Consider the following 15,094-nt stretch of genomic DNA (forward strand, 5'->3'; position numbering starts at 1 on the left):
TACAATCGTGGGCTATTCATTGTTTGCATATTCAGATGACAGTCACCCAGTCAAACCGAAAAAAATAATTGATTTTAATCCTACCGCGCAGGGCCACTCAGCCTCGGCATCTCCACCCCCTCCCCAAACCGCTCCACCCCCAACCTCACCCTCTCCCCTCCCCGCTCAATCACCACCCCATCCCCCTCAACACCCACCAACCTCACCCCAACCCCAACCTTCTCCCCCACCAAAAAACTCCTCGGCGCGCCATCGTTCAAACTCAATATCGCCACCGTCCCACTCCCCCCCGCGATCACCCCGCTCACCTTGATATCCACCGGTGCAGTCTCATTGGAAAACCACTGCAACGCCGGGCTATCACTCCTCGCCGCAAGCACTTGCGGGGTGGCTGCGGGTGTGTGGGATTCCGCCGTGGTCAGCAGCAGCGACGACCATGTCGCGACGCCCACCAGGGCGGTGAGCAGTGCCAGGGCCTGGACGGTTTGCGCCGGGGTAATCCGTGTGGTGAATTTCATGGGTTGTCGTTCCTTGTTGTCCCTGTTGCCAGCCTACGCGGCAATTCTCTCCGTTTTATTTCACATGCCTTACATGTTCGCCGGGCACGATGGGGTGGGACGCCAAGGAGCGCGTGGGTGATGAGCAGGCAGCAGGGTTTTACGTTGATCGAGTTGATGGTAGTACTGGTGATCATCGGGATTGCCAGCGCGGCGATCAGTTTGAGTATCAGGCCCGATCCGTTGCAGTTGTTGCGCAAGGATGCCGAGCGGGTTGCGCAGTTGTTGCAGGTGGCGCAGGCCGAGGCTCGCGCCGATGGGCGGCCGATTGTGTGGGTGGCGGATGCCAAGGGGTTTCGCTTTGGGCGGCGTGGGGATGATGGCGTGGGGTTTGAGTCGTTCAAGGAGGATGCGCAGTTGCGCCCGCGTGCGTGGCAGAGCCCGAAGGTGGAGGTGCGTGTGGAGCCTCGGCAGACGGTGGTGCTGAATGCCGAGTGGATCAATCCGCCGTTGCGGCTGATTTTGTCGGATGGGGCCAATCGGCTGAGTGTGCTGCGCGATGGCAGTGGGCGGATCAGTATTCAATGAAGACTCAGCAAGGGTTCACTCTGATTGAGGTGATGGTCGCGATTCTGCTGATGGCGGTGGTGAGTCTGATTGCCTGGCGCGGGCTGGACAGTGTCACGCGGGCGGACAGTCATTTGCAGGCGAGCAGTGAGCAGAGCGATGGGTTGTTGCGGGTGTTGAATCAGTTGCAGCGGGATGTGGACCTGCGCGCGGGGGTGGAGTTGAGCGAGCCGCGCAAGGTCGGGGCTGAGGATGAGGCGCCGACCGCGCCGCCGGCGGTGACGGTGCGCAGTAGTGATAGCAAGGGGTTTCGGCTGGACATTATTCGTAGCGCGGCGGATCAGCCGGGGGCGTTGCAGCGGGTTCGCTGGTGGGTCAAGGGGGATACGTTGTATCGGGCGGTGGCTGAGGCGCGCAGTCGCTATCCGTTGCCGGCGCCTGGGAATGGGGTGGCGGTGTTGAGTGAGGTGAGTGATGTGCAGGTTCGGGTTTGGGAGGTGGATAAGGGATGGCGGCAGTTGAGCGGGAATCGGCGGGAGGATCCGTTGGGGTTGGAGATTCGTTTGAGTCGGCAGACGGCGCAGGGGGTTGAGCGGTATCGGCAGGTGATTGGGTTGTTGCAATAGCCGGGGTCACCGCAGCTTTTTTTGTAGGAGTGAGCCTGCTCGCGATTGCGGTGGGTCAGTCAATATTGTTGTCACTGGTAGACCGTTTTCGCGAGCAGGCTCGCTCCCACAATTGGGTTGGGGGCGGTCAGTTGCAGGTTGGTTGGCTGTTAGGCCGTCATCGCTGGCAAGCCAGCTCCCACAGGGGTCGAGTGCGACCGGAAGATATTGGTCAGTTGGGCAACCGCTTTCGCGAGCAGGCTCGCTCCCACAATTGAATTGGGGGCGGTCTGTTAGGCCGTCATCGCTGGCAAGCCAGCTCCCACAGGGTTCGAGTGCGACCGGAAGATATTGGTCAGCTGGGAAACTGCTTTCGCGAGCAGGCTCGCTCCCACAGAAAGCAAAAGCAAGATCAGAAGATCGCAGCCTTCGGCAGCTCCTACATTTGGATCGCGCTGGGCTTTGGTTAGCTGAGAACGACCACGCCACCGGGGAGTTCGGTGCATTTGACGCCGTAGGCGTCGCGGATCAGCAAGGCGACGCCGGCGAGTTGGTCGAGGTTGAAGCGGGCCTGGACGCGGCGTTGGCCGAGTTCGCGGTTGAGCAGCAGGAGCATGCCGGGGCGGTAGCGGTTGATTTCGTCGATCATCTGGCTGAGGGTGGCGCCGTTGAACACCAGCACTTGTTGGCGCCAGTTCATCACGGCGGCGGTGTCGACAGTTTGTACGTTGCCGATTTGCCGTGCGTCGTAGGTGACTTGCTGGCCCGCTTCGAGGCGCAGGTTGCGGCCTTCGATGGCGACGTCGACCGTGCCGTCGAGGCAGGTCACGCAGACTTGCTGGTCGGTGTTACGCAGGTTGAAGCGGGCCTGGCTGGCGCGCAACCACCCTGCTCCGGCCTGCATCGCCAGCGGCAGGCGTGCGGTTTGCACTTCGACTTCGCCGCTGACCAGTTCGAAGCCCTGCACGCCGTTTTCGACGCTGCGCTGGTTGATGCGGGTCTGGGTGTTGAGCTCGAGGCTGACGCCTTGCGCCGGTTCGACTCGGCGCTGTTGGCCGACTTCGGTGATGTAGTCGGCGCCCAAGCCTTCGAAGCCGCCGGGAATCGTGCCGCGCACCAGCAGGAATGCGGCGGATGCGGCAATCGCGCCGCCGAGAAATGCCCGTCGACCGAAGCTGCGTCGGCCCTGCACGGCTTCGGCGGCCGGTTGCAGGTGATGCCACAGCCGCTTGGCCTCTTCGAAGGCCCGGGCGTGTTCGCCACTCTGCGCGCACCATTCGCGCAGGGCGCGGGCGTCGGCGACGGTGGCGCGGCCCGAGGTCAGCAGGATCAGCCAATCTTGGGCTTCGCTGTGCAGAGACTCGGTGGCCGAAGGCTCGGCGGGTTTCAGTCGAAAGATGTTCAAACGCGCAAATTCTCAACGGATTAATCGGGTCACTATTCGCTAGACGGTTTTCCGGCCCCGCGACCGAACCGCTGAAACACTTTTCTTTCCAGTTTTGCTGCGCAGAAGCCCAGCGCGGCTTTGATTTCCTTCTCGACCATGCGCGTGGAAATGCCGAAACGCTGGGAGATTTCCAGGTGCGGCGCTTCTTCCAGCCGCGCGGCGATGAAGATCCGCCGACGTCGTGCGGGCAGTTCGTACAAGGCGCTGAGCAGGGCCTGCATTTCCTTTTGCCCGCCGACCACCCGCGCCGGGTCGAGCGCTTCGTCGCCCAGTTGCAGCAGCTCTTCGACCTCAGTACCGGTGAGCAGCCGCGCATCGGCCTGACGGCGGTCGGCGGCGATGTTCAGGGCCATGCGATACAGGTAGGCGTTGGGCTTGAGCAGGTTCGGCGGGGTCTCCATGCGATCGACCCGCAGCCAGGTTTCGTGCAGCACGTCATTGGCCAGATCCTCGGAACCGAGGCGGCGGCGCAGGCGCACGCGAAAGTCCTCGTAGGAGCTGAGGAACAGCTGGCCCATCACGCTTTGTCCGGCGTCTTTCATCCCCCGGAAACTCCTTCCCATCTCGTGCATTCCATGCGCTTCCCTGACGACTCCGGTAACAACAGCAACGTGACCGGCTGGCGCAAGGCGCTGGGCGTCGGCCGATCGATTGTGAGGTTGCGAAAACTTTCCACCAGCGCGTTATCGCGCCGTACATCGCCGGTCGAAGTGACCAACCGGTTGTGCTGCACCACGCCGTCGCGCCCGACCCACACCTGCAACACCGCGCGATAACTGCCCGGCCGTGTCAGCGGCGAGCGGCACAGCTTGCGCTCGATCGCCGCTTGCACCGCCGTCGCGTAACTGCGGTTGACCGCGACAGCGGCCGGCGTGGGTTTGTCCGTCGGCACCGGCAGATCTTCCACCTGCGCCACTTGCAAGGTGAACGCGTCGGCGCGGGCATAGCGCGCCATCAACCCGGTGCCGCCGAGCAAATGGCGCAAGGCATCGGCGGCGGTGAATTCGCCATCCACGGCGAGGGAGCGGCGGCCCCGGCTCAACTGGCTGTCGACCAGCACCGCGACGCCCGTGGCGCGGCTGTACTGATCCAGCGCCCGAGCGAGTTCCTGCGCCGGGATGTGCAAGGTCATGCGCATGTCCGCCGCCGGATCAGCATTGGCCGCGCAGGTCAGCAGACCGAGCAGCCACCCCAGACCCGCGCGGCGCACAAGCGTCGCCGAGCGCTGAAGACTGATCCGCGAACTGCCTCGCTGCACGACTGGCGCACCCCTGAAAATCGCTATCCTGCGGGGCATTTATGACTCTGGTATGACGGGCGGTGCAAAAAAACCATCACGGGTTTTGCGCCGCGCTTGCACTAGACTCAAACCCCAGAGCGGCCCATTCGGGCGGGCCAGGAGGCGGACATGAAAACGCGGTGGATGTGGGTCTTGCTGATGACGGTGGGCGCGGCGCAGGCGGAAGAGCCGCTGGGCTGTGTCGAGGTCACGGTCGGCGGTTACAAGGCGCCGAATTACGATTGCCTGAGCCAGCAGATGGGCAACAATCCCGACGGCGCGGCGGCGGCGCAGAAGAACATGGAAGCGTTGAATGTGCCGGTGCACAAGCGCGCGCCGAATCAGGTAGGGCTGGCGACCCCGGCGGCGACCAGTACGCGGATGGGCAACACCTTTGGCACCTCGGTGAAGCCGCAGCGGCCGCCGAATTAGGCAAGGTCTTTCGATCGTTCCCACGCTCCGCGTGGGAATGCCTCAAGGGACGCTCCGCGTTCCATTGGGACGCAGAGCGTCCCGGGCTGCATTCCCACGCGGAGCGTGGGAACGATCAGATCCCCTCGCCACAGGGATGGGTGCTTTCAGTCACTCGGGGTCTGACGGAAGCTGACAGCCAAACGATTCCAGCTGTTGATGGTGCTGACTGCAACCGTCAGGTCCACCAGTTCGCCTTCATCGAATTGCTCGCGCGCTTGCTGGTAGACGTCATCCGGCACGTGGCTTTCGGCCAACAGCGTCACTGCCTCGGCCCAGGCCAGCGCCGCCCGTTCGCGGGGATTGAAGAAGTTGCTGTCGCGCCACACCGCGACCGCATAGAGGCGCCGATCACTCTCCCCGGCTCGTCGCGCGTCCACCGAGTGCATATCGGTGCAGAATGCGCAGCCGTTGAGTTGCGAAGCGCGGATCCGGATCAATTGCAGCAGCGGCGCTTCGATGCTCAAGTTGGCGGTCAGCGCCTCCATGGCAATCATCGCTTTCATCGCCTTGGGCGAAGCGTTGTAGTAATCCAGACGCAGGGACATGGCGCGGCTCTCGGCAGGCGGAATGATGAGTTCACGGTAAGGGCTGTGCGGGCTGTGTTACAGCCCCAATTCCATGAATTCCGGCTACACCAATGAACCTCGGCCAAACGCAATACCTGTGGGAGCGAGCCTGCTCGCGAAAGCGGTTTCCCAGACAAATATTCATCCACTGCACCACCGCCATCGCTGGCAAGCCAGCTCCCACAAGGTTTAACGTCGTTCACAAGATTTGTGCACGCCGCAAAAACTGTGGGAGCTGGCTTGCCAGCGATAGCGGAGTGTCAGACAACGAATCTGTTCAATGACACACCGCCTTCGCGAGCAGGCTCGCTCCCACAGGGACTTGCGCCAATTTGCGGTTTTTACTCCACGCAACTACTGCCAAAAGCCCAACAACGCTAATCTGACCGACACTTCACTCAACACCCGGGAGCCTCGTCGGTATGGAACTTCATGTCGTGATCAACGGCCGCAAGGATCTTGCCGGTCAGTTGTATGAGCAGTTGCGCGCGGCGATTGAATCCGGGCGGTTGGCGGCGGGTACGCAGTTGCCGCCGAGCCGCTTGCTGGCCGAGCAATTGGGCATCTCGCGCAAGACCATTTCCGACACCTATGCGCAGCTGACCTACGAAAACTTCCTCACCGGCGTGATCGGCAAAGGCACCTACGTCAACGCCCGACCGGCGCAGGTGCAGCGCAAGCAGAGCCACACCGAGCTGGCCAGTGCCGAGGTGATCGAGAGCTGGCGCAATCTGCCGGTGTTCCTGCGTCACCCGACGCTGCAAGGTTCGCTGCGCTACGACTTTATCGGCGGCGCCACCAGCAAAGGCCAGTTCCCCCACGACGACTGCCGCCGCTGCGTCGCCCACGCGATGCGGCAGATGGCGCAGTCGAAGGGTTTTTACAGCGTTGCCGAAGGTTTGCCGGCGCTGCGCAATGCGATCGCTCGGCACATCGCGTTTTCCCGTGGCATCAACTGTCAGGACGAGGACATCGTGGTGTGCAACGGCGCGCAGCAGGCGCTGGACCTGATTGCCCGCGTATTGACCCGTCCCGGCAGTCTGGTGGCCATGGAAGACCCCGGCTACCCGCCCGCGCGCTTGTTGTTCGGCACGCATGGCGCGGAGGTGGTCGGGGTGCCGGTGGATGCCGAGGGCATTCAGGTCGAGCACATTCCCGATGGCACCCGGCTCATCTATGTGACGCCATCGCATCAGTTTCCGCTGGGCATGGCGATGAGTCAGGCGCGCCGCGAGGCCCTGCTTGCCCGTGCCCACGAGCTCGGCGCGATCATCATCGAGGACGACTACGACAGCGAATTCCGCTACGAAGGCCGGCCCACCGACTCGCTGTACAACCTCGATCAGCGCGGCATCGTCGCCTACGTCGGCACCTTCTCGAAAACCCTGCTGCCGGAGTTGCGCCTGGGCTACGCGATCCTGCCGCCGTCGATCATCGAGGCGGTGATCCGCGCCAAACAGCTCACCGATCTGCACGCCTCGACTCTGCCGCAATGGGCGCTGGCCAAGTTCATCGCCGAGGGTTGCCTGCTCAAGCACATCCGCCGCTGCCACACGATCTACGCGCAACGCCGCGAACGCATCCTGGAGCGCATGGCGACGGATCTGGCGCCATGGCTGCAAGCCGTGCCGGCCAGCGCCGGGTTTCACATGGCGGTGTTCTGCAAGGTGCCTATCGATTTGCCGTTGGTCATCGAGCTGGCGAAAAAGGTCGAGGTCGGCCTGTATGCGATCAGTGGTTTCTACTACCAGCAGCCGGCGAAAGAAGGCCTTTACTTCGGTTTCGGCGCCATCGAAACCCTCGACATCGACATCGCCCTCGATCGCCTGCGCGACATCCTCGAACAGCTGTCATGAGCCGTTGGTATAAGGCTTTTACCGCCGATTGGTTATTGGTGATTCACGGCGGCAGGCCTATTCTGCACAGGCGTTATCCCTCAGTGAGCAGGATTCGTCCGGCCTGATTCAGGAGTGTGAGCAATGTCCAACGAAGTGATCAACACGGTTGAGGTCAAGGCGGTTGCGGGCCGCTCGGAAGAGCTTGGCAAGCAATTGCAGAAGATCGTCGACACCCTGCGCGAAACTCCGGGCTGCGATTCCTACCTGGTCGACCGCTGCCCCGAGGACAGCCACCGCTGGACGGTCAGCGCGCGCTGGCAGTCGGAAGCGGCGATGCAGGCGCATTTCAACCGGCCCGAGGCACAGGGGTTTATCGACCTGATCGATAGCCGCCTGGCCAGTAGCGTCGATTTCAACAGCTTCCCTATCGTTTAAAAGCAAGATCAAAAGATCGCAGCCTTCGGCAGCTCCTACTCTGGAATGCGTTCCCCTGTAGGAGCTGCCGAAGGCTGCGATCTTTGCTTTTGAACCAGAATTGGTCACCTGATCTTCGCGAATATTGGCCGTTTGAACCGGCCACATTGCGGCCTACTGTGAGCACACCCCCACCATCACAGGTAACCCGCCATGAAAGCCCTGCACCTCGTCGCTGCCGCCCTCGCCTTCACCCTCTCCGCCTCGGCAATGGCTCACGACCCATCCGAAAAAATCACCGTCCTGCAGGACCAACTGCTGAAAAACGCCCCCGGCAAGAAAGCCATGATGATCGAAGTCGACTACCAGCCCGGGCAATCCTCGATCGCCCATAAACACGAAGGCACGGCGATGGCTTACGTGCTCGACGGCGAAGTGATTTCCCAAGTCAAAGGCGAACAGGCGATCACTTACAAAAAGGGCCAGTACTGGTACGAGCCGGCCGGCTCCGAGCATCTGGTGTCGAAAAACGCCAGCTCAACCAAGCCTGCCAGGTTGCTGGTGTTCATGGTGATGGCCCCGAACGAGCAGGTGCTGATCCCGCTGGAAAACTGATGGCTGCCTGATCACATTTGGAATGCGATCAACCGTGGGAGCGAGCCTGCTCGCGAAGGCGCCAGACCAGACACCACAAAATCCCTCAGACATTAAATCCCCGGCAAGACAGGCCATCCCGTCTTCCAAATCCACAATCATCCGCCGCTGTCCACTGTCAGGTCTGACAGTGGACAGCGCGACCGAAAGCTCCCCAAATACCAGCACTGCGTTGATTTGCCGGTCCCTATCGACTGATCGCTTTACGCAAAAACAGCGTATTCGAGGAGCAGACCATGACTGAAGTAAAAGACACCGCTGTGCATAATCTGGACCCCACTTTCGGCCCCGATAAAAATGGCCTCACCTGGTTTAAATATCCCGATCAGGAAAACGGCTTCGCCAACGCAGTTGCCGTCGCGGCGGACGGCAAGCTGCTGATCGCCGCAAGTCCGGGCAACAAATTCGCCATTGTGCGATTGAAGCCTGATGGCACACAGGACACTTCGTTTGCCCGGGATGGCGTGGCCAGCGGGGTTTTCGCTCCGGGCTATAAATCCACGGGTGGCAGCATCAGCATCCTCAAGAACGGAAATCTGTTGCTTCAGGGTGCCTTTTATCTACACGAATACGCACAGCCACAACGCTGCCTGGCAATGTTTCGCAATGACGGAACGCCCGAGACCGCATTTGGCGTCAACGGCGTAGTCTTCGTTGATCCGATTCCGGTGCCCGCGCTCACGTCGTCCGAGATCGAACTTGGGCAAAAACGCACTACGGCATCCGATTACAGTGGCCATGCCATTGAACTGGACGACGGAAAACTGATGGTGTTGAGCAACCATCGATATTCCCCCAATGACCAATGCGGTCTTTTGATCAGACTGCAAAGCAACGGGGCTCTGGACACTGCGTTTGGCCAGGGAAAGGGTTACGTCGTGATTCGATACCTGGCCAACTTCACGTGGGCTGGCTCACTAATCCGGCTCCAGGACGGCAAATTCGCCATCGCAGGTTACGTTTCACGTGAAAACCGCTACCGCGCAATGATCGCCCTCTTCGACGCCACAGGTAAGCCTGTCAGCAGCTTTGGCGATAACGGTTTTGCCCTGTTCGACCGCCTGGACAAGCTCAGTCAGATCAACCAACTGGTCGAAATGCCTGGTGGCAACATCCTTGGCATCGGTAGCGCCACCTCGAAGGATTTTGTTCACCAGGGCGTCCTGGTTTGTGTCGACAGGAACGGGAAATACGCCATCGACTTCAATGAAGGGAGGCCTGTCCTGACGTCCTATCCAAAAGCCCTTTTCGGCATCCAATGGACTGCTGGCACGCTGAGGGACGGACACATCGTCGTGCTTTCCAGCACCCACGGCGAACAAGACTCGGAAATCGTCATTGCCCAGTTCAAATCGGAAGGCTATCCAGATCGCGATTTTGCCGACGACGGTGTGCTGGTCATCAATCTGACCGCCGTGCTCGACATGGCGGGAGGCCTTGCCATTCAGAACAATCAGCTTGTCGTAGCCGGAACATCCCTGCCCCGTACGGACGGCGTCGGTAGCTTCGCCTTTCGCTGCGCCGATACGTTCTGAATGACAGACAAGAAAAAGCCCCGCCTCTTTCGAGAGCGGGGCTTCTTCATTCAGCCACTACTTACGCCAGTTCAAGCTCGGCATTCGCAGTGATCGCAGGCACGATCGCTTGCCCGCTCAACGCCAGATCCAGCAGTTCACGGTTGGCCACCGCGTACATGGCGTAGTCCGTACCGCTCGCAGCACGGATTTCCACCAACATGGCGCGCCAGCGTTCGATCATGCTTTCGTGCTGGGCCATCCACAGCGCCAGGCGTGCTTCCACGTCCTGGGAGCCGTCGCCCTGTTGCAGGACGGAGATGGTGATCGCCCGTTGCTGCCAGTCGACGTCATCACGGAACGCTTCACGGGCCAGAGCCTGCCAGTTGTTTTCAACCGGCAGAGCGCTGATCTGTTGCAGGTACCAGGTGATGTCCAGTGCAGAGCCGACGGCGAAGTAAGCCTTGGCCACTTCGGCCGGGTTCTGCCCGGTGACGTCGGCGGCTTCGATGATCGGCAGCAGCGTGTACAGGTGCGAAGTACCCGCCACCATACGCGCCAGCAATTCCGGCACACCGGCTTCGACGTAAGCCTGATAGCGCGACTGCCAGTTCTCGCGGATTTCGCCGCTGAGCAGTTCGTCGAGTTTCAGACCCAGTTCTTTCAGGTGCGGACCGAAATGCGCGACGTCACGGGCAGCGTTCTGCTCGTTGCGGCGGGCACGCAGGAACCAGCGCGTGGCACGACGGCCCAGACGCATCAGCTCGTCCATCAGTTCCAGTTGCACGTCAGCGGAAACCTGATAGTCCAGCGCTTCGATCTGACGGAACCAGTGCGGGAGGTGGAAGATGTCGCGCACGATCACGTAAGCGCCAGCCACGTTCGCCGGGCTCATGCCGGTCGACTCTTTGAGTCGCTGCACGAAAGTGATGCCCATGTGGTTGACCAGATCGTTGGCGATCTGCGTGCTGACGATCTCGCGCTTCAGACGATGACGACGCATGGCTTCGGAGAACTTGCTGACCAGGGTCGGCGGGAACGCCGTTTCCATGTCGCGGGTCAGGTAGTCGTCGTCCGGCACCAGCGAGCCCAGCAGCTGCTCTTTGAGGTCGATCTTGCTGTAGGAAATCAGCACCGACAGCTCAGGACGGGTCAGGCCGTGGCCCTCAGCGACGCGCTCGGTCAGTTGCTCTTCGGTCGGCAGGAATTCGATGGCACGGTCCAGCTTGCCACGGCCTTCCAGATCGCTCATCAGACGCTTGTACTCAGCGATGCGCGCGTAGGCACGGCGCGCCGCCAGGGACAGGGCCTGAGTCTGCTTGTAGTTGTTGCCCAGCACCAGATTGCCGACTTCGTCGGTCATGCTCGCGAGCAACTGGTTGCGTTGCTTGTCGGTCATGTCACCGGCCTGAACCACTTCGTTCAGCAGGATCTTGATGTTCACTTCGTGGTCGGAGCAGTCCACGCCACCGGCGTTGTCGATGAAGTCGGTGTTGGAACCGCCGCCATTGAGACCGAATTCCACGCGACCCAGTTGGGTCATGCCGAGGTTACCGCCCTCGCCCACGACTTTGCAGCGCAGCTCGTTACCGTTGACGCGCAGTGCATCGTTGGCCTTGTCGCCGACATCGGCGTGGCTTTCGGTGCTGGCCTTGACGTAGGTGCCGATACCGCCGTTCCACAACAGATCCACCGGCGCCTTGAGCAAGGCATTGAGCAGTTCGGTCGGGGTCAGCTTGTCAGCCTGGATGTCGAAGCGTTCTTTCATCTGCGGCGAGATCGCGATGCTCTTCGCGCTGCGCGAGAAGATACCGCCACCTTCGGACATGATGCTGGTGTCGTAGTCGGTCCAGGCCGAACGCGGCAGGTCGAACAGACGCTGACGCTCGACGAAACTGGTCGCCGGGTTCGGGTTAGGGTCGATGAAGATGTGCATGTGGTTGAACGCAGCGACCAGTTGCAGCTTGTCGGACATCAACAGGCCGTTACCGAACACGTCGCCGGCCATGTCGCCGACACCAACCACGGTGATGCTGTCTTCCTGGACATTGATGCCGCGCTCGCGGAAGTGGCGCTGTACGCCGACCCACGCGCCCTTGGCGGTGATGCCCATTTTCTTGTGGTCGTAACCGGCCGAACCACCGGAGGCGAACGCGTCACCCAGCCAGAAGCCGTAGTCGATGGCGATGCCGTTGGCGATGTCGGAGAAGGTTGCAGTGCCCTTGTCCGCCGCGACCACCAGGTACGGGTCATCGTCGTCATGACGCACGACATTGACCGGCGGCACCAGGGCGCCGTCCTTCAGGTTGTCGGTGATGTCCAACAGGCCGGAAATGAAGATGCGGTAGCAGGCGATGCCCTCGGCCGCGATTTCGTCTCGGCTGCCGCCCAGTGGCAGGCGACGCGGCAGGAAGCCGCCCTTCGCGCCCACTGGCACGATGACCGAGTTCTTCACTTGCTGGGCTTTTACCAGGCCGAGCACTTCGGTACGGAAGTCTTCTTCACGGTCGGACCAGCGCAGGCCACCACGAGCAACGTTGCCGAAGCGCAGGTGCACGCCTTCGACGCGTGGCGAGTAGACGAAGATTTCAAACTTCGGCACTGGCTTGGGCAGCTCAGGGATCGCATGCGGGTTGAACTTGAAGCTGAAGTACGACTTGTTCTGGCCGTTGGCGTCAGTCTGATAGAAGTTGGTGCGCAGGGTGGCTTTGATCAGGTCGAGGTAACGACGCAGGATGCGGTCTTCGTTGAGCACCTGAACATCGTCCAGTGCAGTCAGAATCGCTTGTTCCAGACGCAGTTGCTTGTCTTCCAGATCGTCGCTGCCGAGCTTGCGTGCCAGGTAGAAACGGGTCTTGAACAACCGGGTCAGCTCGCGAGCGATGTCGGTGTGGTTGTTCAAAGTGCTGGCGATGTAACCCAGATCGAAGCCCAGACGAATCTGCTTCAGGTAGCGGGCGTAGGCACGCAGCAGCGCCACGTCGCGCCATGGCAGACCGGCGGTCAGCACCAGACGGTTGAACGCATCGTTCTCGGCATCGCCGCGCACGATGTGGACGAACGCGTCCTGCAGGGTGTCGTTGAGTTGCTGGATGTCGAGGTCCAGACCTTCAGCGGCGGTGAAGGCGAAATCGTGAATCCAGAATTCGCGGCCGTTGGTGTGGCGCAGCCGATACGGGAATTCACCCAGTACGCGCAGGCCGAGGTTTTCCAGAATCGGCAGGACGTCGGACAGCGCCAGCGGCGTGTCGGCGTGATACAGCTTGCAATGCAGCTCGCGCTGGCCGGAGACCTGACCGAGCGGCTGATAGAAGCTCATCACCAGCGGATTTTTTTCGTTGAGGCTCAGCAGGTGCTGCATGTCGACCACGGCCGAATGCGCGGCAAAACGCTCGCGGTAACCGGCCGGGAAGCCTTTCGGGAAATCGGCCAGCACGTTGGTGCCGTGGGCTTCGCCGAAGCTTTCGACGGTCAGTGCGGCGTAGTCGTCCTGCCAGCTGCGGCAGGCCTGAACCACTTCTTTTTCCAGCAGCAGCGGGTCGATGTCGAGGCGGTTCTTCGGATCGACGCGCAGGATCAGCTGCACACGGGCCAGCACGGATTCCGAGAAGAAGGTCCAGAATTCGCAATCGGACGCCTTCAGGCGCTCCATCAGCACTTGCTGGATCTTCTGGCGCACTTCGGTGGAATAGATGTCGCGCGGCACGTAGGCCAGGCAGTAGCAGAAGCGACCGTACGGGTCTTTGCGCAGGAACACGCGGATCTTGTTGCGTTCCTGGATCTGCACGATCGACATCACGGTGGTGAACAGTTCGTCGACCGGGGTCTGGAACAGGTCGTCACGCGGTAGCACTTCGAGGACCTGTGCCAGTTCCTTGCCCAGGTGAGCCTTGGACTGGAAGCCGGAGCGGCGCTCGATTTCTTCGACCTTGCGGCGGATGAACGGGATGACCCGCACGCTCTCGCCGTACACCGACGAGGTGTACAGGCCCATGAAGCGGTGTTCCTTGATGACTTTGCCGTCGGCGTCGATTTCACGGATCGACACGTAATCCGGGTAAGCCGGACGGTGCACACGGCTCGGGTGCGCAGCCTTGGCGAACGACAGCAGGGTCGGTTCGCGCAGATAGGACACGGCGTAGTCTTCGATGCGCAGGTCTTCGTAGGTCAGGCCGGTGCGCAGCAGTTTCGTCAGGCCGAGGAAGGAGTTCCGGTCGTACTCGATGTGGCCGCCATCGGCTTGATCGGTAACCACGAACTCTTCGTAGCCGAGGAAGGTGAAGTGGTTGCCCACCAGCCATTCCAGGAAGCTCTTGATTTCGTTCTTTTCGTCGGCATCGACCGGATAGGCGCTGTTGTCGAGCTGGGTGAGGATGTCCTGCACCTTGGCTTTCATCGGCTCGAAGTCAGCAACGGCGACGCGCACTTCACCGAGCACCTGCTCAAGCTCTTTGCTCAGCACGTTCAGCTCGGCCGCGTTGGCGCAACGGTCGATTTCCAGGTACATCAGCGATTCGTGCAGCACGCCTTCGCCGGTGCTGCCTTTTGGCAGGATTTCCAGCAATTCGCCCTTGCTGCCACGACGCACGCTGAGCACGGTGGTCTGCAGGGTATGAATGCTGTAGCCGCGACGGTTCAGCTCGGTACGCACCGAGTCGACCAGAAATGGCAGGTCGTGGTGCAGCACTTCGACCGCGGTGTGGGTCGACTGCCAGCCGTGACGTTCGTAATCGGGGTTGTAGACACGCACTTGCGGTTGCGCGTGATCGAAGCGCTCAAGCAGGCGCCACGCAGAGAGAGTACAGCCAGCGAGGTCGGAGAGGCGACGTTGAGTCAGCTCGTCCAGGGAAATGATGCCGAAGAATTGTTCAGCGAACAGCGCCACTTGTGGCAGTGCCTGTTCACTGATGTGCTGCGCCAGTGCCGCTTGCAGTTGGTGCTGGAAGTCGGCTTTGCTGGCTGCGGTGAAGAACGCCATCTGTGGTACTCCGCTTAAGCTTGTTATTGATGGAAAGCGTCGCGTGCAACACCCCTTTCGGGGCTGGTGTCGCCCTGTTCCTGATTCTCGGGCAGAGGAAACAGGGAGACAGGTGGGTGAAGCTGGACGGGACACTCAGGTCACATTCACCTTCCATGAATGAGCATCTGCAAAAGCGACTGCCAGCACTGCCGACAATGCCTTTACGGGTGCTCATCCGTTGCGCAGCTTAATGGGTGCGACAATGTGTCTGCTTGCGGT

At 61.1% G+C, this 15,094-nt stretch carries 13 protein-coding genes; 7 read left to right on the forward strand and 6 right to left on the reverse strand.

Features of this window, described 5'->3' with window-relative positions; all coding sequences use genetic code 11:
- Positions 1 to 80: 80 nt before the first annotated feature.
- Positions 81 to 518 carry a general secretion pathway protein GspC gene (locus NF676_RS15220; RefSeq protein ID WP_252886323.1) on the reverse strand — a complete coding sequence of 146 codons (438 nt, stop codon included), beginning with the start codon at positions 516 to 518 and terminating at the stop codon, positions 81 to 83.
- Between the two features lie 120 nt (positions 519 to 638).
- Here NF676_RS15220 and NF676_RS15225 point away from each other — a divergent pair, with 120 nt between their 5' ends.
- Both NF676_RS15225 and NF676_RS15230 read left to right on the forward strand, forming a co-directional pair.
- Complete coding sequence (locus tag NF676_RS15225; RefSeq protein ID WP_122506758.1) at positions 639 to 1,085, forward strand: GspH/FimT family pseudopilin; 447 nt, start codon at positions 639 to 641, stop codon at positions 1,083 to 1,085.
- Positions 1,082 to 1,690: a type II secretion system protein GspJ gene (locus tag NF676_RS15230; RefSeq protein WP_252886324.1), complete on the forward strand. Its 609-nt coding sequence runs from the start codon at positions 1,082 to 1,084 to the stop codon at positions 1,688 to 1,690. The genes NF676_RS15225 and NF676_RS15230 overlap by 4 nt, the downstream gene beginning before the upstream one ends.
- A 445-nt stretch (positions 1,691 to 2,135) precedes the next feature.
- Here the strand turns inward: NF676_RS15230 and NF676_RS15235 are convergent, their stop codons facing one another.
- The 3 genes from NF676_RS15235 to NF676_RS15245 are packed head-to-tail and all read right to left on the reverse strand — an operon-like array spanning position 2,136 to position 4,374.
- The gene (locus NF676_RS15235; RefSeq protein ID WP_252886325.1) at positions 2,136 to 3,074 is read right to left on the reverse strand and encodes a FecR family protein; all 939 of its coding nucleotides are present in this window, start codon (positions 3,072 to 3,074) and stop codon (positions 2,136 to 2,138) included.
- Between the two features lie 32 nt (positions 3,075 to 3,106).
- On the reverse strand, positions 3,107 to 3,658 hold the full coding sequence (locus NF676_RS15240) for an RNA polymerase sigma factor (protein WP_122698125.1): 552 nt from the start codon (positions 3,656 to 3,658) through the stop codon (positions 3,107 to 3,109).
- Positions 3,655 to 4,374 carry a secretin and TonB N-terminal domain-containing protein gene (locus NF676_RS15245; RefSeq protein ID WP_252887971.1) on the reverse strand — a complete coding sequence of 240 codons (720 nt, stop codon included), beginning with the start codon at positions 4,372 to 4,374 and terminating at the stop codon, positions 3,655 to 3,657. The genes NF676_RS15240 and NF676_RS15245 overlap by 4 nt, the downstream gene beginning before the upstream one ends.
- 150 nt (positions 4,375 to 4,524) lie before the next feature.
- On the opposite strand from NF676_RS15245, the gene NF676_RS15250 reads away from it, so the two are divergent.
- Positions 4,525 to 4,827 carry a hypothetical protein gene (locus tag NF676_RS15250; protein WP_122601922.1) on the forward strand — a complete coding sequence of 101 codons (303 nt, stop codon included), beginning with the start codon at positions 4,525 to 4,527 and terminating at the stop codon, positions 4,825 to 4,827.
- A 146-nt stretch (positions 4,828 to 4,973) separates the two neighbouring features.
- On the opposite strand, the gene NF676_RS15255 is transcribed toward NF676_RS15250, so the two are convergent.
- Positions 4,974 to 5,414 carry a carboxymuconolactone decarboxylase family protein gene (locus NF676_RS15255; protein WP_095180179.1) on the reverse strand — a complete coding sequence of 147 codons (441 nt, stop codon included), beginning with the start codon at positions 5,412 to 5,414 and terminating at the stop codon, positions 4,974 to 4,976.
- A gap of 443 nt (positions 5,415 to 5,857) precedes the next feature.
- Here NF676_RS15255 and pdxR point away from each other — a divergent pair, with 443 nt between their 5' ends.
- From pdxR to NF676_RS15275, 4 genes are all read left to right on the forward strand, one after another.
- On the forward strand, positions 5,858 to 7,291 hold the full coding sequence (gene pdxR, locus NF676_RS15260; protein ID WP_252886326.1) for a MocR-like pyridoxine biosynthesis transcription factor PdxR: 1,434 nt from the start codon (positions 5,858 to 5,860) through the stop codon (positions 7,289 to 7,291).
- A gap of 123 nt (positions 7,292 to 7,414) precedes the next feature.
- Positions 7,415 to 7,708, forward strand: coding sequence for a putative quinol monooxygenase (locus tag NF676_RS15265; protein ID WP_252886327.1), 294 nt, complete (start codon positions 7,415 to 7,417; stop codon positions 7,706 to 7,708).
- Positions 7,709 to 7,900: 192 nt separating this feature from the next.
- Positions 7,901 to 8,302, forward strand: a complete 402-nt coding sequence (locus tag NF676_RS15270; protein ID WP_252884338.1) for a cupin domain-containing protein — start codon at positions 7,901 to 7,903, stop codon at positions 8,300 to 8,302.
- Between the two features lie 275 nt (positions 8,303 to 8,577).
- The gene (locus NF676_RS15275; RefSeq protein ID WP_252876433.1) at positions 8,578 to 9,876 is read left to right on the forward strand and encodes an NHL repeat-containing protein; all 1,299 of its coding nucleotides are present in this window, start codon (positions 8,578 to 8,580) and stop codon (positions 9,874 to 9,876) included.
- Positions 9,877 to 9,937: 61 nt separating this feature from the next.
- Here the strand turns inward: NF676_RS15275 and NF676_RS15280 are convergent, their stop codons facing one another.
- Positions 9,938 to 14,833 carry an NAD-glutamate dehydrogenase gene (locus NF676_RS15280; protein WP_095180183.1) on the reverse strand — a complete coding sequence of 1,632 codons (4,896 nt, stop codon included), beginning with the start codon at positions 14,831 to 14,833 and terminating at the stop codon, positions 9,938 to 9,940.
- Positions 14,834 to 15,094: the final 261 nt, after the last annotated feature.

It is taken from the genome of Pseudomonas siliginis (genome assembly GCF_024072275.1).
Taxonomy (GTDB): Bacteria; Pseudomonadota; Gammaproteobacteria; order Pseudomonadales; family Pseudomonadaceae; genus Aquipseudomonas; species Aquipseudomonas siliginis.